This window comes from Chryseobacterium sp. FR054 (assembly GCF_056844565.1).
Genome location: NZ_JBXDSA010000005.1, coordinates 160,164 through 181,543 on the forward strand (window position 1 = coordinate 160,164; position 21,380 = coordinate 181,543).

Consider the following 21,380-nt stretch of genomic DNA (forward strand, 5'->3'; position numbering starts at 1 on the left):
AAGTGCTCCTTGTAACTGATGATAAAAAATAATTTTAGGATTAGTTTTTAATTAAAACTTTGCAGTGAGTTTATCCCTTCTTTCAGAGAAAAAACCTCTGCTTCAGGAAAAGCCTTTCTTATTTTTCCGGCTGCTGAAATACTGCGTTTCCCGGTAGCACAGTAGCAGACAACAGGAAGGGTGCAGTCGATTAAATCCAGCCTGTTTTCCAGATCATCCAGAGGAATATTCTTTCCGCCGATGTTGAAATGCTGATGTTCCTTTTCTGTACGTACATCTATCAGTTCATACCTGGTATTCTGCAGTTCGTCAAAGGTGATGGTGACAATGGTTGGGGAAAGAGCCGTGATCAGGGTTGGGGTTTTCCGCAGTTTAATCGTCCGGGTTTTACCGTTCATCACGTTGATCATCCATAATTTTCCGGCTAAAATATCCTCCGAACGGGTCAGGTATTTGATCGCTTCGTTAGCCTGCATGCAGCCGACGATTCCTGCCAGTGTAGGAAGTACACCTCCTTCCCGGCAGTTGGGCACCTGAGATTCTTCCACGTGAGGGAAAACATCCCGGTAGTTGGGAGAGTAGCTGCCGTCCTTCTGTAAAACATTCCATATGCTTACCTGGCCTTCATGCTGGTAAATAGCACCGTATAGCAGTGGTTTTCCAGCCAGTACGCAGGCGTCGTTGAGCAGGTATTTGGTTTCAAAATTATCGGTACCTTCAATAATCAGATCAAATTCAGAAATGAGATCCATTACATTATCGGAGGTCACTCTTAAACAATAAGGTATTACCGAAACAGAAGGGTTCTGCTGCCGCAGTCTCTTTGCAGCAATATCTACCTTGAATAAGCCTGCATCATCGGGGGTATATAAAATCTGGCGGTGAAGGTTACTCATAGAGACCGTATCATCATCCACAATGCCGATAGTTCCTACACCGGAAGAAGCAAGATACTGGGAAGACGGGCAGCCGAGCCCACCCATACCCACGATCAGAACTCTGGAATTTTTGAGTAATTCCTGGGAAGAAAGACCAAATCCGGGTAAAACGATCTGGCACTGATAGCGTTCAAATGAATCTTCACTCATCATTATTTCTTTTTTGGATGATACATAAATACTTTCATTCATGTATCAGGGACGGTTATCAAAAATGTTCAATTTATTTTTGGCACAGATTCACAAATTATATTTTATGAATGGTAGCTTAATTTCTATTTTTTCAGAATATGCTTGGCTTTCTCGGCTTCTTCAGGGGTATTCACATTCATTAAAGCATCCGGATCATGGGATTTCAGAATAAGAGTATCGCTGTTGATGAGGACTTTTCTCGGACATGTATTCCCGGTTCCTAAAAAATTCAGCAGGAGAGGGTAGCTCTTCGGTTCCCATATCGTGATCAGAGGTTCCGGTAGCCCGTCAAAAGGGCTTTCATAAGTAGTGGCTGCCTTTTGATGATTCCGTGATCTGATCAGAAATTCCAGTGATCTTTTATCCAGCAAAGGAAGATCACAGGCAACAACAAGCCATGCCTTATCCCTTTGGGAACGGAGTGCGGAGAGGATACCCCCAACCGGTCCCATATTAAGGAAAGTATCGGTAAGAGCCCTGTAATCCGGATCAAAATCTTCCAGCTGATCCTGTCTGCAGGAAATAAAAACCTCTTCACAGAAAGGAGCCAGTAAGTCTGCTGCAAAATACCGCTGTTCTTTTCCGTGCCAGTTCAGCAGATCTTTTGGAGTGCCCATTCTTATGCTTTTCCCTCCGGCCAGAACAAGACCGTTGATGGGAGGAATACTTTTATTCTCTTCTGAAATCATTTTTTCCGCCGGATTTTTCTATTAATTTAATTTCTCTGATGATAATATCATGGCTCAGGGCCTTACACATATCATAGATCGTTAATGCAGCTACGGAAGCTCCGGTGAGAGCCTCCATTTCAATTCCTGTTTTGGCTTCAACTTCAGCAGTACAGTATATCTCAATTTCATTTTTATCATTCACTTCAATATGTACTTCACAGTTTTCAAGACCTATCGGATGGCAGAGCGGAATAAGTTCTCCGGTTTTCTTGGCTGCCATTATTCCTGCGATGATGGCGGTCTGAAAAACAGATCCTTTCGGAGTTTTAAAATCGCCTTCTTTCAGTTTTTGAAGAATGTTTTCAGGAACTTCAACTGTTGCCTGGGCTACGGCTCTCCTGTGGGTAACCTGCTTTGCACTTATATTGACAATCTGGGGTTCCATTTTTTTATTGAGATGTGAAAAATCTGTCATTGTTTTTTAAAAATTATATTTCCATATTTTATAAACTTCACCCTTTCTGAAAGAAGTCCGCTCAGACGGTAGTTCTATAAAAGCATCTGTACCGGTGAGATGGGAAAAGTCTCCCGAACCATTGGTGTCAACAGATTCAGCGGTTAACTGTCCTTCTGAATTCACATGAAGTTTTACCTGGGCAAAATACTGAAGGGCAGGAAGAAAATCAATATCGTTCTGTAAAACAGCATGCTGGAAGACCGGGTTCTGTATTTTCAGAGATTCCGTCAGCCACGGAATAAAATAACGCTGAAGGCACATAAATACAGAAACGGGATTACCGGGAAATGCAAAAACGAGTTTCTGATCCGGACCTTTTCCAAACCAGAAAGGCTTTCCGGGGCGCTGCCGGATTTTATGGAAAAGCTTTTCAATGCCGAGCTCTTCACATACTTTTGGGAGATAGTCAAATTTTCCCATAGAAACACCGCCACTCATCAGAAGTAAGTCATATTTACCGATGCCGTGTGAAAGCTCCTTTCGTATTTCTTCGTAATGATCGTTGAGGTGGAGCATATCAGCATCAATATGGTACTTTTCCAGCACCGATTTTATGGTAATGCCGTTTGAACGTCTTAACTGAAATGGTTCCGGAACGGATTCAGGATCTGTCATTTCGTCCCCCGTAGAAATAATCAGGGTTTTGGGAAGTTTTTTTACAGATAACACCGTCTTTCCAACCGACGCGGCAACACCTATGACAACCGGGGTGATCAACTGGTTGGCTTTGACCAGGATTTCACCTGCTTTTTTATCTTTTCCTTTACGGTGTATGTTCTGTCCTTGTTTTATATCAGTCTGAATCGTGGCTACTCCGTTATCTGTTGAAATATCCTCATACCGGATGACCGTATCTGCTGAATGATCCAGTGAAGCTCCCGTCATGATTTCTATACATTCATTTTCAGCGCCGATAGAAACGGGAGGTTCTCCGGCTGGCTGTATTGCTTTAATCACAAATGAACGGATGCCTTTTTCATAAGAACTCCAGGCTATTGCAATACCGTCAACAGTCGGCCGGTCAAAAGGCGGAAGGTCCCGGTCTGCGGTAATGTCTTCTGCCAGTACTCTTCCCGATGCCTGGTGGTAAGGTATACATTCTGTTCCCCAGAAACGGGTTTGGGAAAGTATGGTGCTTTCCGCCTGTTCTACGCTGATCATTTCCATAATTATCCTCCGATTGTAGCCATAGACTGATGAGCCTGTGATGGGGTCAGACTGAGCTTTTGAGCTTCCCATCCGTCTTTGGGCTTATGATTAATAGTATTGATGATGATATTTTTCAGCTCTTGATCTGTTTTTCCGGATCGCATCTCTTCCTTCAGGCTGATGCCGCTGCCTTCATACAGGCATGTTCTTAATATGCCGGCAGGCGTGATACGTATTCTGTTGCAGTCTCCGCAGAAAGAACGGGTATAAGCTGCAATGATCCCTATATTCCCTGTAAAACCCGGAATCTTATAATTATAAGAGGTAGAACTTTTCGGATCCTGTATTTTTGCTATTTCAGGGAAATGATTTTTAATATGGTGATAGATGCGAATATGATCCCATTTCAGAGATACCTCCGCATCACTCCCGTTAAAAGGCATTTCTTCTATAAAGCGCACATCAACAGGCAGATCTCTGGATAGGAATACCAGAGGAATAAGATCTTCGGTATTCTGCCCTTCCATCACCACCGTGTTTATTTTTACTCTGATCCGGGCTTTCAGTAAAGCGTCTAAGGTCTTCATAACCTTATCAAAGCTTTTCCTGCGGGTGATTTTAAAAAAACGTTCTTCATTCAGGGTGTCGAGGCTGAGGTTGACCGACTGTATGCCCGATGCTTTAAGCTTGGGAATATACTGCTCTGTCAGGAGCCCGTTTGTGGTCAGGCTGAGGTCGTTGAGACCATTTAAACAGGAGATCTTCTCAATAAGATCAATGCAGTTTTTTCTTACAAAAGGCTCACCGCCGGTAATCCGGATTTTATCAACACCCAGTTCCGTAAAAACAGAGCATAGTCTCAGCATTTCTTCATCCGTCATCAGATCTTTTTGTTTGATCCATGCAAGACCGTTTTCCGGCATACAATAAGTACATCGGAGGTTGCACCGGTCTACAACGGCCAGCCTTAGATAGTTGATAGGTCTTCCGAATTTATCTGTCAGCATTTCAAATCAATGAGTCTTACTACAAATATAATGATTGTTTGCTGTGGATTGATTCAATTTTACAGATAGAATGAAATTATAGTCTTTCCAGGTTAGTTTATTAGGGGTACTGTTGTATCTGCCACGGTCAGAAAAAGATGGGTGTCCTTTGAAGCTCCGTCTGTAAGGTTGTTTCCTCCGGCTATAAACGTTTTTTACAGCTAAAGCTGTTTAAACAGATTTTAATGTCTTCAGAAAAATTTCAGCAGGTTTAATTTTATAAAAATTCAAAAAAAGCAAAAATCCCGGCCAAAAACCAGGATTTTATAATAAGTTCATGTTATTTTACGGATGAATAACAACACTCTGCTTACTTAGCGTATGTGCTGAGAAATATCCCAGGGCTCCGTTGCTGATATTACTAGGAGGATTGGCAGGAGTCACACCGCTTCCGCCGCCCGCGATATCCAGAAGGGCACTGTAAAAAGTGAAAACATTTGTATCAATACACTGCATTTCAACATGAATGGTATCTCCTGCAACAACTTCATGATCGGCACCGTCGTTGTCATCATTGGGAAGTATCAGAGGTCTCTGGTTCGGCAGTCCGTTATTGATGTTGTCTGAAAAAACATTCAGGCTTTTTTTAGGCAGATCATTGATGGTAAAGCTGAAAAGATAACGGTTTCCCAATGTGGGAGGATCTGTAAAGACAGGCAGCAGGGTATAGCTTATTTTTCCTCCGAATGTAAAGGAATCCTGTTCAAGGCCTTCAAAAGCTACGGCTTCCGGCATTGTACTCTGTGCGGTATACTGCTTTCCGTCTGCTTCAATTTTCAGGGTGTAGGTTCTTCCTGATGCTCCTACAAAAGCAGATGAGGTCATATATTTTCCGTTGCCGACGTATTGCAGTGTTTCCGTCTGCCCGGTGTTGTCACTGATGATAACGGTGGCTCCGGTTACGGCAGGATACTGGTTATCCTGTGTAAAGGCAACAGACCGGGTTATTTTTACAAAATAGGGGCCCGGCTGATTGGTAATATTACCTTCAATAACGATATTTCCGCTCTGGTCTTCCAGGTCGAGATCAATTTCTTTCTGGCAGGCGGTAAATAAAAACAGGGATAATATAATTAAAAAGATATTTTTCATGATTTAGAATTTGAAATTATAAGTGATGTTGGGTACCCATCGGAATAAAGAGGTCTGCATGGCACGGGTAGTTCCCGGATTATTCGGATTGTCTTCAAAAGTAATGGTGTAGGCATTTTCACGCCCGTACAGATTGTAGATTCCAAAAGACCATGAACCACGGAAACGCTTAGTGGAAGCCGGTTCGTAAGTAGCACTCAGATCCATTCTGTGATAGGCAGGCATTCTGTCTGCATTTCTGCTGCTGTACTGGAAGACCGTTTGCCCGTTCAGTTCATATTTTCCGGTAGGGAAGGTAACTGCATTTCCTGTACTGTACAGGAACAGCCCTGAGAATGACCATTTTTCATTGAGCTGATAGGTGGCAACAACCGAAAGGTCATGGGTCTTATCCATTCTGGCATTGTACCATTCATCATTATTGATTCCGTTGATTCTTCTCTCCGTTTTAGAAAGAGTATAAGAGATCCATCCGGTCAGTTTCCCGCTTTTCTTTTTGGCAATTAATTCCAGCCCGTAAGCCCTGCCTTTTCCGAAAAGAAGTTCACTTTCTATATCGGCGGCAGTATCAAACGTGATCTGGGCTCCGTTTTTATAGTCGATCTGGTTCTGCATCGATTTGTAATAGATCTCTGCATTCAGTTCATAGTTATTATGGTTGAAATTTCGGCTGTAACCGAGGCTGAACTGGTCTGCAATCTCCGGTTTTACCGTATAGCTGCTTCCTATCCACTGGTCGGTAGGATTTCCGCTGCTGCTGTTGCTTAAAAGATGCAGGTTCTGCGTATTGCGCGAATAACCCCCTTTTACACTGCTTACCTCGTTGATACGGTAATTGGCTGTGATACGCGGTTCCGGATTTACATAGGTTTTACCGAATTTTCCTTTTTCTAAAAACCGGCTGTCCGTAAGCACTCCGTTTTCATAGGTATTGAAAGTATCTCCGCCCAATACACTGAACATCGAAAGTCTCACCCCGTAATTCACTGTCAGCTGGTCATTCACTTTGAAATCATCATTAATGTACAGGGCATTTTCCCATGAATACCGTTTATTTCTCGGAAAACTGCTTACACTGGTGCCCGAAGCACTGCTTGGAGTAAGCGTATGGTAAATAGACTGAAGCCCGAAACGTACAGAATGCTTATTTCCGGCAAACCAGGTGAAATCCTGCTTAAGGTTCCAGTCCTGTATCTTTGAATTCAGCCCGAACTTATTGTCATTGCTTTCCAGGCTTACTTTGTAATCGTAATTGCTGTAAATAAAAGATGTGTTGGAGAACAGCTTACTGTTGATAATACTGTTCCATCTCAGGGTAGCCGTTGTATTTCCCCAGTCTGAAGAAAAAGTATTGCCGATTCCTAAAACATCTCTTCCGAAATATCCGGAAAGGTAGAGACGGTTGTTTTCATTGACCTGATAATTAGCCTTTAAATTGAGATCATAAAAATAAAGCTTATTGTCTTTAAAATCATCGGTTGTTTTCAGGAAAAGATCGGCATAGGTTCTCCTTCCCGATACAATGAATGATGATTTTTCTTTCTGGATAGGGCCTTCCACACTCAGACGGCTGCTGATAAGGCCGATTCCTCCGTTGATATTATAATCCCTGTTGTTTCCGTCTTTCATTTTGACATCCATCACAGACGAAAGGCGGCCGCCATACTGGGCAGGGCTGTTTCCTTTGATAATGCTGGCATCCTTCAGCGCATCACTGTTGAATGTACTGAAAAAACCGAGCAGGTGAGAGGCATTGTAAACAGGAGCTTCATCCAGAAGGATCAGGTTCTGGTCTGCAGCACCGCCTCTTACACTGAATCCGCTGCTTCCTTCGCCGTTACTTTTAATACCCGGCAGAAGCTGGATGGTTTTCATGACATCCCTTTCTCCGAATAAAACCGGAAGTTTCTCTATATTTTTAATGCTCAGCGTCTCCGTACCCATCTGGGCAGTAGAAAGATTCTTATCCTTTTTTACCCCGGAAACCACTACCTCATCAATACTTTTTGTTGTTTCTTCCTCCTGATTCAGAGGAAGATCCAGTTTTATATTCTGATCAACTTTTACCTGCTGTTCAAAATCCTTATATCCCGGATAAGAAACGATCAGTGTATAGCTGCCTTCCGGTAATGATAAGGAATAGAAACCATATTCATTGGCTGTTACATGAATGGACGGGTTTTCGCTTACTTTTACATTAACCCCGATCAGGAGTTCACCGTTCTTTTGGTCCTTAACGGTTCCGCTTACAGAATAGGTCTGCTGTGCAATCGCTAACGTGCTGAAACAGAGCGCGGCCGTGGCGGCCGTAATTTTTAAAAAGGATGTCTGCATTAGTTTATTTTAAAGTAGTAAAACTTTTCTCAATAGAAATAATAGTTTGTTGATGCCTGATAAGTAGGAAAAACAGGCGATTAGTTACATGAACAGGCCTTAATATTGAAACTGTTCTTACCTTACAGCTGTATATACAGGTATTTTAAAATCCGGATCATCAGATTTATCTGCGGGAAAACAAAGGAAGATGATGCATTCTGATGAGTTTTTGTGATATAGAGTGTTTAAAATAAAATTTTTGTTCCTCCGGTTTGTGATCTAATAAATAAGTTTAAACAGATTTAAAAATAAAAATAAGCTTTCTCCAATGCTCACAGAACTTTTTAAATTTGTTTATTAAAAGAAATTAAAAAAATGGAAACCATATTTGTTATCAGTAAAGAATATATTGAAAAGGATGATGTCTTATTGAAATTTTCTTCAATTGCCGGTTTAATGAATGTTGAATTAATTGAAAATCAGAATGATATCATGATTGTAAAGAAAGGTGACAGAGATATTGAACAAATAGAAATAAGTGGCTTAAATAAAGAATATTTTGAAGCAACCATTCGAAACGGAAATTTTAAAACAGACTATGGATGCCTGCTAACCATAGATTTCTATTCCGAACAGAAACTGGTGATCTCTTTTTTAAAATTATTATTTAAAGAACTGCCGGATATTCTTATTTATAGTGAAATTGGTCCTGCTCTGAACTCTCCGTTTGTCTTTAGAGAAAACCATTTAAAAAATTTTTCAGGAGCGGACAGCTATGCTCTTTTTGGAAATGCACCCCAGGATTTAAGTCATCCGGCTTAAAAATATACCATTCAAAAGTCCGGGTAGTTCATACTCCCATTATTCTTTTGAATTATAACTTTTGAGGATTTCAAACATAAATGAGAAGAGAAGTATTGACAGGCAGTCGTTTATAAAAATGGAGCCATATATCATGGCCTGAAATCCTTTTTATATAATGATAAAACTTCGGAAAAGCCCTTGAATAAAAGAAAAAATCCATAGTTTTGTTTCATGAGAATAATTTTCTATGCCTGTTTATGCTTTCCTCTTTCTCTTTTCTCACAGACGGCGGCAAAGGTAATCGGAATTTCAGATGGTGACACCATCACAGTTTTATTAGACGGAAATATTCAGAAGAAACTCAGGCTGGCAGAAGTAGACTGCCCTGAAAATAAGCAGCCGTTTGGGAAAAATGCCAGGCAGTTTACCTCAGACCAGGTTTTTGCCAAAAAAATTACTTTTACCGAAACCAGTACAGACCGTTATGGGCGAAGCATAGCCAGAGTATATTACGATAACGGAAAGTACCTTTCGGCAGAGATTATCAGAGCAGGTTACGGCTGGTGGTATCAGGCCTATTCCAAAGACAGGCTGCTGGGAAAAATACAGGATTCGGCAAAAGCTCAGAAACTGGGTTTGTGGCAGGATAAAAAAGCAGTTTCACCCTGGGAATACCGTAAAAAAAGACGTGAAGAAGCTTTGAAGAAACGTCTTCAGAAACAGGCTGCCGGGCAAACTGAAAAGAAAAAGAAAGAGTCCATATCAAACCCTGTAAAACAGATAAAAAGCAGGCAGAATAACTCTTTCACCGAAACTCATTTCGCTCCATCCCTCAAAATCAACGGGATAAGCAGCTTCTGCCGTACATCAGTTTATAGAGATAGAATTCACTCCACTTAAATGATCCGTTAGCAGGGTTGGAAAAATTGATTTTGAAAAATTAAACCTGATTAAAATAAAAGAAATATTTTAAACCATTAAAAAAAGTAAGATCCTTAGAATATTAAGGATCTTTATGGTTTAAATAAAATTCAGAACAGGTTAAGATTCTGCCTTCAGCAGCCCAAAGCCGGAAGAAACCGGTTCTTTACCGAAAAGGCAGGAAAATATATTCTGAAATTCATGAATATACCGGCATTTAATTGAATTGCCGTAAATCTTGAGTCCTTCAAGAAACTTTCTGGAGCCGAGATCAATATCATATTTTATAAACTGTTCAGGTCTTTCATACCGGATTCTCTGTTCAGAACTGTAAGTACACGAAAACCCGAATTTTTCAAGCCATTCCTCAGTTATTTTAATCGGTTGGATAGAACTGGCCGGAACAGAAATACTTTGAAAACTGTTTTCAATTTTTACAAAATAATCATGATTGATATTCTGGAAGATTTCGGTAATGGTATAAATCTGATTTTTGTACTCAACTAAATTTTTAATTTTAAGATCTGCTACATTCATGATACTCTGGATTTTGATGGTGGAAATGTTCAGATACCAGTGCAAATACTATGCCTTGCATTGGATTAACAAGCCCCCTTTTAGTGAATGTTTTGTTAATTTTTGTGCCGCAATTTTTAATTATATATTAAAACAGGCCTTCTGCTTATAAAAAAGCGCTATCAGGAAAAACGGAAATGTGGTACGCATGTGGTATCTGTTGTCAGGCTTTGGAATATCTGTTCGCGGAAGCCAGAAGAAATGAAACCACTGTCGCAAAAACAATAATCCCGATGAAAACATACCAGGAAAAAGCATGGAGAAGGTATCCCGTTCCGCTTCCCAGAATACTGGAGCCGGAATAATAAAAAAGCCAGTAAATGGATGTTGCAGAAGATTTTCCGCGTTTCGCACGCAGGGCAGTCATCTGGCTTGCCATTGTATGGGCGGCAAAAAAGGCAAGCGTAAACATGCCCAGACCAAAAATAACCACATATATATTTTCGGATAACAGCAGTACGGCTCCCGAAAGCATACAGAGAACAGAACCTTTCAGAATAAGAACAGAATCCAGGCGCTTTGACAGTCTGCTGGTCAGCATTGTTCCGAAGACCCCGAAAATATACATTAAAAATATAAAAGCGATGACAAAATGATTCAGGTAAAACGGCTTTCCTTCCAGTCTGAAGCTCAGGTAATTGTATACACTTACAAAAGTACCCATCAGCAAAGCCGCGATACAGTATAAACGGAGCATATACGGATCAGCAAAAAACCTTTTCATTTGCTTGATTTTCAGTGAGTAATCCGTTTTTTGAGGATTGAAAGACCTGGATTCAGGAAATAACCTCCAGAATATCAGCCCCAGGATCAGGCTTTCTGCTCCGATAAGAAGTACGGCGTTTCTCCACCCGAATTCCCCCGCAAAAATAGTCGCCAGTATTCTTCCGCTCATTCCTCCGATGGTGTTACCGCTGAGATACATACTGATCGCCAGGGCTACTGCCGATGCATGTACTTCTTCTGTGAGATAGGCCAGCGCAACCGAAGAAACTCCCGATACGACAAAGCCCTTCAGTAATCCGGCTGCAATAAGGATACTGAGACTGGGAATCCAGGCAGAAACAATAGTAAGAAGGGCAGAAGAGATCAGCGAAAAGACCATAAGATTCTTTCTTGAGTAGCTGTCTGCCCTAAAAGCAAAAAAAAGCAGACCTGCCGCCATTCCTATCGTGGATGAAGATACAAGGAGGGAGCTGTCCCCGGCTGTGGTTTTAAAATATTCCGCAACCATAGGAAGCAAAGGCTGAAAAAGATAAAGCTGGGCAAATACAGAAAGCCCCGAGAAGAAGATACAAAGTTTTATATACCGGAACCGGGAACTGCCTTTTTCTGCTTTTTCAGATGAATTCATGATCTTTTGGAATTAAAAACACACGGTTTTTATAATGAAATAAAGATTCTGCGAAGTTCCTGATATTTTTTTGATTAAAAAAACATATTACCGGATAAAACAGATAGTCCGGAACAGTCAGAGAGGTGTCGCTGCATGGCCGGACGGTTTTATCTGGCCATACAAACACTGAAGCATACTGCCGGACAGGATTAGTGCATCGTTTCATGAACTTTGATCAGTTCGGCAATATTGGAAATATTCAGTTTTTTGAAAATCCTTTTTTTATACGTACTTACAGTAGACATCTGGATGTGCAGCTTATTGGAGATTTCCAGATTTCCGTATCCGTCTGCCAGCAGTTTGAAAATTTCATATTCCCGTGATGACAGCTTTTCCACAGGATTGCTTTTTTTATTTTGAATGATCAGGCCAATCAGTTCGGCGGGATAATGATAACCTTTTTCTATGACAGATCTTACTGCTTCCCGGATCTCTTCTTCGCTGCTCTGTTTACTGAGATAGCCTTCCGCACCTTCTCTGATGTACTGAATGGCAACATCTTTGTCGTATCCGGAAAATACAAGAATTCTGAGACTTTCCTGTATGCCTTTAAGCTCAGAAATCATTCTCTTATACTGAGTTCCGGGCATGTCAATATCCAGAAGAAGCAGATCATACTGTTGGGAAGCCAGTTGTTCCTTTACCTGTTCATAATTTTCAGCAAAATCAATTCTAAGATTCGGATAAGCAGACTCCAGTACCAAAGCAGTTCCGGCTCTTACTACATAATGGTCGTCAGCAATTAAAATTCTTTCATTCATATAATGTTAGCTTTAATAAGAGTTATTTCAATGATAATTCCTTTTAAGGAGTTCTGAAACAGAAACCGATGGAAACAGAGCAGGTTGTTTCCTTTTACAGTTTTTGCAACCGGAGGCATGATGCTCTGCATCATTATAAAGTCCGGTATTTCCGGCAGTTTGCTTTTCAGACATTTCCGTAAAGGTGGTTATTATGGCAAATTCTTGCCCTGTTTTAAAGGGGGTAAGGCTATTGTCAGCAAATATCCGGTTAAATACACGTATGTTCAGGACAGGAAATTTTGCTTTGCCCGGCAAAAATCCTCTGTCTGTACTGTACCGCGAAGAAATATGACGCTGCCTGTAAATATTTGCAAACAATATTACAGAAAACAATGTCCAGGCCTTTAAATACATAAATGATCTATGTTTCCCGTGTGATCAGCACGGAAATTTGTTAATAATAGTCATTATACAAGCCAAAGTTTTTTAAGTATGGGAATTACTGAATGCATCTTTTTTCATTAAATATTTCTATTTTATTGTGTTTTGGTTGAAGAGTTTTAGTTAAACATGTAAAATTAATAAAAATATAGATATTAACCGCCACGGCAGAACTATTTTTGACATGAGTTTTATCTCCCTGTAAAGAGAGTAAATGAGATAAAATTTTCGTAAGAAGATTATTTTCGTTTTCAGCTTACCCATTATAAATCATATATCCTGTCCGTATATTTCACATTTTCTGATCGGCAGCTTTCCTGAAAACCTCTGCAGCAGATGGCTGTCATAAAATAAATTACGCTCCGTTTCTGTTTTTATCCCGGTTCCAAAAAGTTCACCATCTCTCTTTTTATTATTATCTTTAATTTTACAGAGGTATAGTCTGTAAACATATTGATGAGCAAAATGAGAAGAAGCGAAGAAATCACGAGTCAGTATTTTAGTTTTCTGGATAAACACATCCGGGAAGTTATCGAAGGAATAGTTCCGGAATTTATGGAAGTAAATGAAATTGCAGGGAAACTTGCCGTTTCCCATACCCATCTTACCGATACCATAAAAAAGGAAAAAGGAAAACATCCCTGCTATTTCTATGATGAAAAAATTATAGAAGCCGCCAAAACAATGCTCTGCAGCTCCGATAAATCCATTGCCGAGATTGCCGGGATTCTTACCTATGATCCGTCCAATTTTTCTAAATTCTTCAAAAAAATGACAGGGATCACCCCGGGAAATTTTAGAAAAATAAACGGACATCTGATATAAAAACAGAATACTTCAACGATTTTGGGAAAGCGGAAAACATCCTATACACAGGGTTTTTCCGCTTTTTTCATCTTTTAGGGAAAAAATATTAAAAATAATATTTTATAAATGAGACGATTGTGATAAATATTCGTCTTTTTTTATTGTTTCTTTATTTATAGTGTTTTATGCTTGTCTTTTTTTTGTTAATTTAGGTTTTTAAAAAGTGAGTCACATCATTAAAACAAGTAGTGAGTTATTTAATAAAAAATAAATTATTTGATTGTCAGAGATTAAACAAAAAATTTTCAAATGTTTATAATTTTAATGAAGAAGTGGAAATTTAACAAAATTTATTAATCATATATTTGTTTATTCAAACAACTAATACATAATATAAACAACATTAAGGATGAGTATCGATTTTACTACAGCAACTTTTAAAGATTTTGAGAATATTCCTGACTTTAATATTCTTCAAAGAGCAGAAGCCTTCAGCGACTTTCTGGATTATATGAAATCCAACGGACGTATGCATTACAGGCTGAAAAATACAACAGGAACCAATGCTACACTGAATGTAAGTATTGCAGACCAGAACAAACAGTATGTAAGTTTTGTTTCAAGTGATTATTTAGGGTTTACACAGCATCCTAAGGTAAAAAAAGCTGCTATTGAAGGAATTGAAAAATATGGAACGGGTACAGGAGCAACTCCTCTGATTGGCGGATATTTTGATTACCACTATCAGCTGGAGAAAAAAATTGCTGAATTTTTCGGAAGAGAAGCCGATGAAGCCGTTGTGTTTACAACAGGATATACTGCAAACAGCGCCATGCTGCAGTGTCTGTTGAAAGGTGAAGATCTTGCTATTCTGGATATGGCGGTACATGCAAGTGTACATGAAGGATGTGCCTTTACCAATAAAAAAACATTTCAGCATAACAATCTGGAACATTTGGAACACATTTTGAAGACTTCAGAGAATCTGTACCGTACAAAGCTTGTCGTAATCGATGGTGTGTATTCCCAGGATGGTGATATTGCACATGTCAGAGAAATTTATGATCTTGTGAAAAAATATAATGCCTTTCTGATGGTGGATGATGTTCACGGGATCGGTGTCCTCGGGAAAACCGGAAGAGGAACACTGGAACTGACAGATATGCTGGATAAAGTGGACATTATGACAGGGACTTTGAGTAAAACTTTCGGAAATCTGGGAGGATATGTGGTAGCCAATAAAAAAATTGTAACTTTCCTTAAATTTCAGTCCCGTCAGCAGATATTTTCTGCAACTGCAACACCGGCTTCGGCAGGCGCGATTAAAGCTATTGAGCTTATTGATGAAGAACCCGAATGGAGAGAGAAGCTTTGGAATAATATCAATTATTTCAAAAAAGGACTGGATGACCTCGGATTGGATACCGGAATTACCTGCTCAGCAGTGGTTCCCGTTAAAATCGGAGATCCGCACATAACAGGAGATGTAGGACGACTGCTTATGGAAAACGGGATTTATACCAATCCTATTATTTATCCTGCCGTGTCTAGAAAAGATGCCCGTATCCGAATGAGTGTTACCGCAAGACACGAAAAAGAACATCTTGATAGAACTTTAAATGTATTTGAAGCTATCAACAGAAAATTGCATATAGCAAAAAAATAATAAATTATGCCTAGAAAAGTAGTGCAAGGTCCCATCAGGGATAAGGAAAAAACCAAACAGAAACTGCTTGCCGCAGTTGGTAAAATCTTAAGAGTAAAAGGATACTCAGGATTAAAAGTTAGTAAAATTGCTGCCGTAGCAGGATTTGATAAAAAGCTCATCTATGAGTACTTTGGAAGTACTGATAAACTTATTGATGAATACATCAGATCACAGGATTACTGGAGCAAAGTAAATCAGGACAGCGTGGATGTGGATTTTTCCGACGGAGGAAAAGAACTTACCAAAAAAGCCGTACTTACTCAATTTGAAAGCCTTAAAAAAAATAAAGAACTGCAGAAGATTATTCTTTGGGAACTTTCAGAAAGCAAGCCGATCCTGAGAAAATTGGTTGAGCAGAGAGAAGAGGCAGGAGAAGTTTTGTTTGAAAATATCATTGATCCTTACTTTGGCGACAAAGCACTCAGAACAAGGGCTATTATGGCACTGCTTGTTTCCGGAGCATACTATCTGAATCTGTATACAGGTTATAATGCCAATAAATTCTATGGCATTGATCTGAAAAGTGAAGAAGGAAGAAAAGCAATTGAAGATGCTATTATTGAAGTGATTGATTTATCTTACCAGAAATAATGATGATTAAAAGTTTTCTCATTTGACCAAAATTAAGTTTTTGTTGATAATTTGAAAACTTTAAATTTTCAGATTAGAACTATATTTCTTATTTTTGGCCAATGGAAAATTTTATCGTATCTGCAAGAAAATACCGTCCCCAGCAGTTTGATACTGTTGTAGGGCAATCCCATATTACAGATACTTTAGAACATGCTATTGAAGAAAATCAGCTGGCTCAGGCCCTGCTTTTCTGCGGACCCCGCGGTGTAGGGAAAACTACATGCGCCAGAATTCTGGCAAGAAAAATCAATGAAAAGGACGGCTCCGTTTCAGAAGACGGCTTTGCCTATAATATCTATGAGCTGGATGCGGCATCCAACAACTCTGTGGACGACATCAGAGAGCTGATCGATCAGGTACGCTTTGCCCCTCAGGTCGGGCAGTATAAGGTTTATATCATAGATGAGGTACATATGCTGTCTTCTGCAGCCTTCAATGCATTCCTTAAAACACTGGAAGAACCGCCGGCACATGCCATTTTTATCTTAGCTACCACAGAAAAGCATAAGATAATTCCTACCATTCTGTCGCGCTGCCAGATTTATGATTTTAAAAGAATCACCATTGAGGATATCCAGGGCCATTTAAGAAATATCGCTCAGAAGGAAAGTATTCAGTATGAAGACGATGCCTTATATCTCATTGCCCAGAAAGCAGATGGTGCCTTAAGAGACGCGCTTTCCATTTTCGACAGGCTTTCCACATTTTCGCAAAAGAATATTACTTTAGCCAAAGCTGCCGAAGTTCTTAATATTCTGGATTACGACCAGTACCTGAATATAGTAGATCTGGCAAAAGAAAATAAAATTCCGGAAGTTCTTTTTGCCTTCAATGAAATTGTAAAAAAAGGTTTTGATCCCCATATTTTTATTGCCGGCCTGGGAAATCACTTCAGAGACCTTATGATGGCTCAGAATACCTCTACCATCGATCTGATCGAAGTAGGAGAGAAGACGAAAGTCAAGTTTGTTGAGCAAAGCCGGAATTGGAATGCCCAGCAGCTGATAGACGGTATTGAGATCTGCAACCATGCGGACATTAATTATAAAAATTCCAAAAATCCGAGACTTACAGTTGAAATTGCACTGATGCAGCTGGCTTCCCTGACCGCTGGTTCAGGCGATACTAAAAAAAAAAATTCCTGATAATGGCTCCGTTTCTCAATGAGAAACAGGAAGTGAAAATTCAGGAAAAAATACCCGAGAAAAAAGAAGAAAAACCACAGCCATCAGTTCAGACGGAGGCCGTACAGGAAACAGCTGTAAAAACAACCAGGCCTTTATCAAGACAGGGGGCAGTTTCAGGATTCAGCATCAATTCATTTCTCAATAAAGAAGATAAAGATAAAACAACCGTTGAAGAAACAATAGCGGTAAAAACAGATCATCTTCGCCAAAGCCATTTTACCGATACCGATCTGCAGACGGAGTGGAAACTTAAGCTGAAGCAGCTTCAGGCCGCAGATAGCTTTGTGTTCAATGCTGTAAAAACTTTTAAACTGGTAAAATCAGGTGAAAATCAGATCCGGGTTTTATATCCTTCAGATTCTGCAAAAGCAGAGTTTGACAAGATCAGCGGAGAATTTTTCAACCATTTCAAAACAAAAGTACAAAATCTTGCTATTGAGGTAGATTACCAGAGAGACTTCGAAAATCTTAAGGTAGAAGTGGTCACCAAAAAGAAAATATTTGAAAAATTTATCGAAAAAAATCCACTTTTAAAAGATCTTGATGATTTAATGAGGTTTGATTTGACATAATTTTTATATATTTGTCAGATATTTTTGTGAAAAATAATTTTTTGACAAAAACAAATCTAATTAGAAAAGGCTAAAACAAGACATTTTCAGAATAAAGTGGAAAAAATATTCAACTTATCCCTGTCTTCTTTTACACCCGCTGAACAGTTTTTCAGCGGTTATTTTAGCTTTTCTGCTTTCTATTATAGAAATTTCAGAACGTATTACCGATTTTACTGGTATTGCTAACTGAATTTCTTTCCAAAAAATACAGGAGAATTAAAGTCCTTTTGTTTTCCTGATTCCTTTAAAAAACTTTGAACGGCATTTTTTGAAAAGAATTATAAAGTAAATTTTATAATGAAAGGGACTATTGATGTAATTTTTAAAAAAATATAAAACAATAAATTTAAGAATATGAACTTAAAAGATTTAAAAAATGAATGGGTTGAGGGGCTTTCACAGCCATTGATGATTGCCGGACCATGCAGTGCGGAAAGTGAAGCGCAGATGCTTGAAACCGCTAAAAGAATAAGAGAAACCAATGCACAGGTCTCTGTATTCCGTGCAGGAATCTGGAAACCGCGTACCAAGCCGAACGGTTTCGAAGGAGTAGGAGTGATCGGTCTGAACTGGCTGAAAAAAGTAAAAGAAGAATACGGTTTCAAAACAGCTACGGAGGTTGCCAATGCCCACCACGTATTTGCAGCCCTGGAAGCAGATGTAGATGTTCTTTGGATTGGAGCGCGTTCCACGGTAAACCCTTTTACTGTTCAGGAAATTGCAATGGCGCTGAGGGGAACAGACAAACCCGTATTCGTTAAAAACCCGGTAAATCCGGATCTGGCTCTATGGATTGGTGCTTTGGAAAGACTTCTTGGCCAGGATATTAAAAACCTGGGAGTTATTCACAGAGGATTCTCAACATACCAGAAAACCAAATACAGAAATAACCCGAACTGGCAGATTGCGCTGGATTTCAAAAGCCAGTTTCCGGATATACCAATGCTGATCGATCCTTCCCACATCTGCGGAAACAGAACAGGACTTGCAGACATTACCCAGGAAGCGCTTAACGTAGGATACCAGGGAGCTATTATTGAAACCCACTGCAACCCTGATGATGCCTGGAGTGATGCGGCACAGCAGATCACCCCTGAAGTACTGGCGGAACTTATCGGTAACCTGAAAGTAAGAAATTCAGGTCTGGCAGGTTTTGACAATGAAATGGGAAGACACAGAACCTTAATTTCCGACCTTGATTTTCAGCTGATTGAGCTTCTATCCCAAAGAATGAAGATCTCCGAGAAAATAGGTAAACTTAAAAAAGAGAATGATATCGCGATCTTCCAGCCGGAAAGATGGAAAGTGATTACGGAATATGCTACTCAGAAAGCTAAAGAAACAGGAATGTCCCAGGATTTTATCGAAAAAGTATTCAAAGCCATTCATGAGGAATCTATTGAAGTACAGAATAATATCATGATCGACAGAGCATAGCTGCTGAACAACAGGATATAGACTTTAGGGCTTAAAAGCCGGGATAAGGGTGAAAAAGAATGGTTTTCATATCCCTGAATCCTGTGCCCTAAGCCCTAATTTCTTATATTTGCATCCAGTATTATCTATGAAAGGAAAAATCATTAAATCAACAGGAAGCTGGTACCAGGTTCTGGGACCTGAAACAGAAAAAATTTTTGAAGCCAGAATCAGAGGAAAATTCAAGCTGATTAAAACAAGGCTTACCAATCCGCTTGCTGTGGGAGATTTTGTTGAATTTCAACTGGAACAGGATGATATTGCATGGATTACCAAAATAGAACCGAGAAGGAATTACCTGATCAGAAAATCGGTAAACCTTTCTAAAGAAGCACATATCATAGCTTCCAATATAGATCTGGCCTGTTTTATCTTTACCCTGAAACACCCGGAAACTTCATTGGGATTCCTCGACCGTTTTCTGGCATGCTGTGAAGCCTATAATATCACCCCTTTAATCCTGTTCAATAAAATTGATGTTTTGAATGAGGAGGAAATTGAACTGGTTAAGGATATAGAGTTTTTATATCAGGAAATTGGCTATGAAACACTGGAAATCTCTTCCTATTCAGGATTAAATCTTGATGTTCTCCAGGAACTTCTTAAAGATAGGACTTCCGTATTTTTCGGGCATTCCGGATGTGGAAAATCTACACTGGTAAACGCGCTTCAGCCCGGCCTGAATTTAAAAACATCGGAAATTTCAGATTCCCATCTTAAAGGAAAGCATACCACTACATTTGCCCAGATGCATTTCTGGCATTTCGGAGGAAATGTAATAGATACCCCCGGAGTGCGTGAATTTGCAATGATCGATATTGAAAAAGAAGAAGTACAGCATTATTTTCCTGAAATTTTCAAAAAAAGAGAAGAATGTAAATTCCACAACTGCCTCCATATCAACGAGCCGAAATGTGCCGTTTTAGTATCGCTCGAAACAGGGGAAATCCAGCATTCCCGCTATGCTACCTATATAAAGCTGATGGAAGAAGCGGAAGAGGCTTCCCAGAAATAGCTGCTTTTCATCAGGCAGTGCCTTTTCTTAATTCCTATATTGCTGGCTACGCAAAAACGCAAAATAATTTTTAATTAACAAAAAGCAAAGATTATATCTGCGATAAAATGTATGTTGTCCCGGTTCATTATAAAATTTGCTGTACATCCTGGGTTTTCCGGTATCCGGAAACTCTGTCAATGTAAAAGTTTTGTGTTGTAGTGTTTCCAACGTATAAAATCCTGAAATCAGATTATTAAGTCTTTATTTCTGAAATAGGAAATTGCCGGAAATTTAAAATAACTCCACTTTTTTGTCTCATAATTTCTGACCGGTCAGGTCCGTTTTCAGGAATGTCATATTTTATTTAAAAAAATCAAAAAAAAATATTTATTTCATTCATTGAAATAGAAGGAATAAGGTAATAATATGATTTTTTATGGTTTAAAATTTTATCATATTCGCAAAAAACATATCGAATTTTTGTAAATAAAAAACCCAGCCGAAGCTGGGTAAAAACTAATAACCATGAAAACTCAAATTAAACATGAGAATCGTAATAGTATAAACAATTACTGTGCCAAAGTTTATAACTCCATTTCTTAATAAAAGTTATTTTTATGTTAAAAAAAAATTAAAATAAAAATCAAAGATATTTTTTGTAATTTTGCGCCATTAAAAAAATATACATTTATGTCTAACATTACATTCACTATGATTAAGCCTGATGCAGTAGCAGACGGACATATCGGTGCTATATTGGGAAAGATTGCAGAAGGAGGTTTTAAGATCAAAGCTTTAAAATTAACTCAGCTTACAGTTGCTGATGCTAAAAAATTCTATGAAGTACACGCTGAAAGACCATTTTACGGAGAGCTGGTAGAATTCATGAGTTCCGGTCCTATCGTTGCAGCGGTTCTTGAAAAAGACAATGCTGTTGAAGACTTCAGAACATTGATCGGATCTACAAACCCTGCTGAAGCAGCAGAAGGAACGATCAGAAAGATGTTTGCAAGAAGCATCGGAGAAAATGCAGTTCACGGTTCAGATTCAGACGAAAATGCACTGATCGAAGCTCAGTTCCACTTTTCAGGAAGAGAGATTTTCTAAGAAAATTCTTTTATAAAATAAAACCGGAGAAATTTCTCCGGTTTTTTTA

At 39.2% G+C, this 21,380-nt stretch carries 20 protein-coding genes; 10 read left to right on the top strand and 10 right to left on the bottom strand.

Annotation, left to right across the window (positions count from 1 at the left end; genetic code table 11):
- Nucleotides 1-47: 47 nt before the first annotated feature.
- From AC106S_RS19780 to AC106S_RS19810, 7 genes are all read right to left on the bottom strand, one after another.
- On the bottom strand, nucleotides 48-1,130 hold the full coding sequence (locus AC106S_RS19780; protein WP_482441395.1) for a ThiF family adenylyltransferase: 1,083 nt from the start codon (nucleotides 1,128-1,130) through the stop codon (nucleotides 48-50).
- An 83-nt stretch (nucleotides 1,131-1,213) separates the two neighbouring features.
- Nucleotides 1,214-1,819: an NTP transferase domain-containing protein gene (locus AC106S_RS19785; protein WP_482441396.1), complete on the bottom strand. Its 606-nt coding sequence runs from the start codon at nucleotides 1,817-1,819 to the stop codon at nucleotides 1,214-1,216.
- On the bottom strand, nucleotides 1,800-2,276 hold the full coding sequence (gene moaC / locus AC106S_RS19790) for a cyclic pyranopterin monophosphate synthase MoaC (protein ID WP_482441397.1): 477 nt from the start codon (nucleotides 2,274-2,276) through the stop codon (nucleotides 1,800-1,802). The genes AC106S_RS19785 and moaC overlap by 20 nt, the downstream gene beginning before the upstream one ends.
- Nucleotides 2,277-2,282: 6 nt before the next feature.
- Nucleotides 2,283-3,485 carry a molybdopterin molybdotransferase MoeA gene (locus AC106S_RS19795; protein ID WP_482441398.1) on the bottom strand — a complete coding sequence of 401 codons (1,203 nt, stop codon included), beginning with the start codon at nucleotides 3,483-3,485 and terminating at the stop codon, nucleotides 2,283-2,285.
- A gap of 2 nt (nucleotides 3,486-3,487) precedes the next feature.
- Nucleotides 3,488-4,474: a GTP 3',8-cyclase MoaA gene (moaA, locus tag AC106S_RS19800; RefSeq protein ID WP_482441399.1), complete on the bottom strand. Its 987-nt coding sequence runs from the start codon at nucleotides 4,472-4,474 to the stop codon at nucleotides 3,488-3,490.
- Nucleotides 4,475-4,798: 324 nt separating this feature from the next.
- Complete coding sequence (locus tag AC106S_RS19805) at nucleotides 4,799-5,605, bottom strand: DUF4249 domain-containing protein (RefSeq protein WP_482441400.1); 807 nt, start codon at nucleotides 5,603-5,605, stop codon at nucleotides 4,799-4,801.
- A 3-nt stretch (nucleotides 5,606-5,608) separates the two neighbouring features.
- On the bottom strand, nucleotides 5,609-7,939 hold the full coding sequence (locus tag AC106S_RS19810) for a TonB-dependent receptor (protein ID WP_482441401.1): 2,331 nt from the start codon (nucleotides 7,937-7,939) through the stop codon (nucleotides 5,609-5,611).
- 357 nt (nucleotides 7,940-8,296) lie between these two features.
- On the opposite strand from AC106S_RS19810, the gene AC106S_RS19815 reads away from it, so the two are divergent.
- Together AC106S_RS19815 and AC106S_RS19820 are read left to right on the top strand one after the other, a co-directional pair.
- On the top strand, nucleotides 8,297-8,743 hold the full coding sequence (locus AC106S_RS19815) for a hypothetical protein (RefSeq protein ID WP_482441402.1): 447 nt from the start codon (nucleotides 8,297-8,299) through the stop codon (nucleotides 8,741-8,743).
- A gap of 213 nt (nucleotides 8,744-8,956) precedes the next feature.
- The gene (locus AC106S_RS19820) at nucleotides 8,957-9,625 is read left to right on the top strand and encodes a thermonuclease family protein (RefSeq protein ID WP_482441403.1); all 669 of its coding nucleotides are present in this window, start codon (nucleotides 8,957-8,959) and stop codon (nucleotides 9,623-9,625) included.
- A gap of 141 nt (nucleotides 9,626-9,766) precedes the next feature.
- On the opposite strand, the gene AC106S_RS19825 is transcribed toward AC106S_RS19820, so the two are convergent.
- From AC106S_RS19825 to AC106S_RS19835, 3 genes are all read right to left on the bottom strand, one after another.
- Nucleotides 9,767-10,183 (bottom strand): hypothetical protein, encoded by a 417-nt coding sequence (locus tag AC106S_RS19825; RefSeq protein ID WP_482441404.1) that lies wholly within the window; start codon nucleotides 10,181-10,183, stop codon nucleotides 9,767-9,769.
- 202 nt (nucleotides 10,184-10,385) lie between these two features.
- Nucleotides 10,386-11,576 (bottom strand): MFS transporter, encoded by a 1,191-nt coding sequence (locus AC106S_RS19830; RefSeq protein ID WP_482441405.1) that lies wholly within the window; start codon nucleotides 11,574-11,576, stop codon nucleotides 10,386-10,388.
- Nucleotides 11,577-11,767: 191 nt separating this feature from the next.
- Nucleotides 11,768-12,379: a response regulator transcription factor gene (locus AC106S_RS19835; RefSeq protein WP_482441406.1), complete on the bottom strand. Its 612-nt coding sequence runs from the start codon at nucleotides 12,377-12,379 to the stop codon at nucleotides 11,768-11,770.
- A gap of 888 nt (nucleotides 12,380-13,267) precedes the next feature.
- On the opposite strand from AC106S_RS19835, the gene AC106S_RS19840 reads away from it, so the two are divergent.
- The 8 genes from AC106S_RS19840 to AC106S_RS19875 all read left to right on the top strand — a co-directional run bounded on the left by AC106S_RS19840 (nucleotide 13,268) and on the right by AC106S_RS19875 (nucleotide 21,331).
- The gene (locus AC106S_RS19840; protein WP_482441407.1) at nucleotides 13,268-13,627 is read left to right on the top strand and encodes a helix-turn-helix domain-containing protein; all 360 of its coding nucleotides are present in this window, start codon (nucleotides 13,268-13,270) and stop codon (nucleotides 13,625-13,627) included.
- A gap of 391 nt (nucleotides 13,628-14,018) precedes the next feature.
- Nucleotides 14,019-15,275: an aminotransferase class I/II-fold pyridoxal phosphate-dependent enzyme gene (locus AC106S_RS19845; RefSeq protein WP_482441408.1), complete on the top strand. Its 1,257-nt coding sequence runs from the start codon at nucleotides 14,019-14,021 to the stop codon at nucleotides 15,273-15,275.
- A 6-nt stretch (nucleotides 15,276-15,281) separates the two neighbouring features.
- Nucleotides 15,282-15,908 carry a TetR/AcrR family transcriptional regulator gene (locus AC106S_RS19850; protein WP_482441409.1) on the top strand — a complete coding sequence of 209 codons (627 nt, stop codon included), beginning with the start codon at nucleotides 15,282-15,284 and terminating at the stop codon, nucleotides 15,906-15,908.
- A gap of 101 nt (nucleotides 15,909-16,009) precedes the next feature.
- On the top strand, nucleotides 16,010-17,095 hold the full coding sequence (dnaX, locus tag AC106S_RS19855; protein WP_482441410.1) for a DNA polymerase III subunit gamma/tau: 1,086 nt from the start codon (nucleotides 16,010-16,012) through the stop codon (nucleotides 17,093-17,095).
- Between the two features lie 2 nt (nucleotides 17,096-17,097).
- The gene (locus tag AC106S_RS19860; RefSeq protein WP_482441411.1) at nucleotides 17,098-17,709 is read left to right on the top strand and encodes a hypothetical protein; all 612 of its coding nucleotides are present in this window, start codon (nucleotides 17,098-17,100) and stop codon (nucleotides 17,707-17,709) included.
- Nucleotides 17,710-18,105: 396 nt separating this feature from the next.
- Nucleotides 18,106-19,188, top strand: coding sequence for a chorismate mutase (locus AC106S_RS19865; protein ID WP_482441412.1), 1,083 nt, complete (start codon nucleotides 18,106-18,108; stop codon nucleotides 19,186-19,188).
- 127 nt (nucleotides 19,189-19,315) lie between these two features.
- Nucleotides 19,316-20,242: a ribosome small subunit-dependent GTPase A gene (gene rsgA / locus AC106S_RS19870; RefSeq protein ID WP_482441413.1), complete on the top strand. Its 927-nt coding sequence runs from the start codon at nucleotides 19,316-19,318 to the stop codon at nucleotides 20,240-20,242.
- Nucleotides 20,243-20,914: 672 nt separating this feature from the next.
- Nucleotides 20,915-21,331 (top strand): nucleoside-diphosphate kinase, encoded by a 417-nt coding sequence (locus tag AC106S_RS19875; RefSeq protein ID WP_034722935.1) that lies wholly within the window; start codon nucleotides 20,915-20,917, stop codon nucleotides 21,329-21,331.
- Nucleotides 21,332-21,380: the final 49 nt, after the last annotated feature.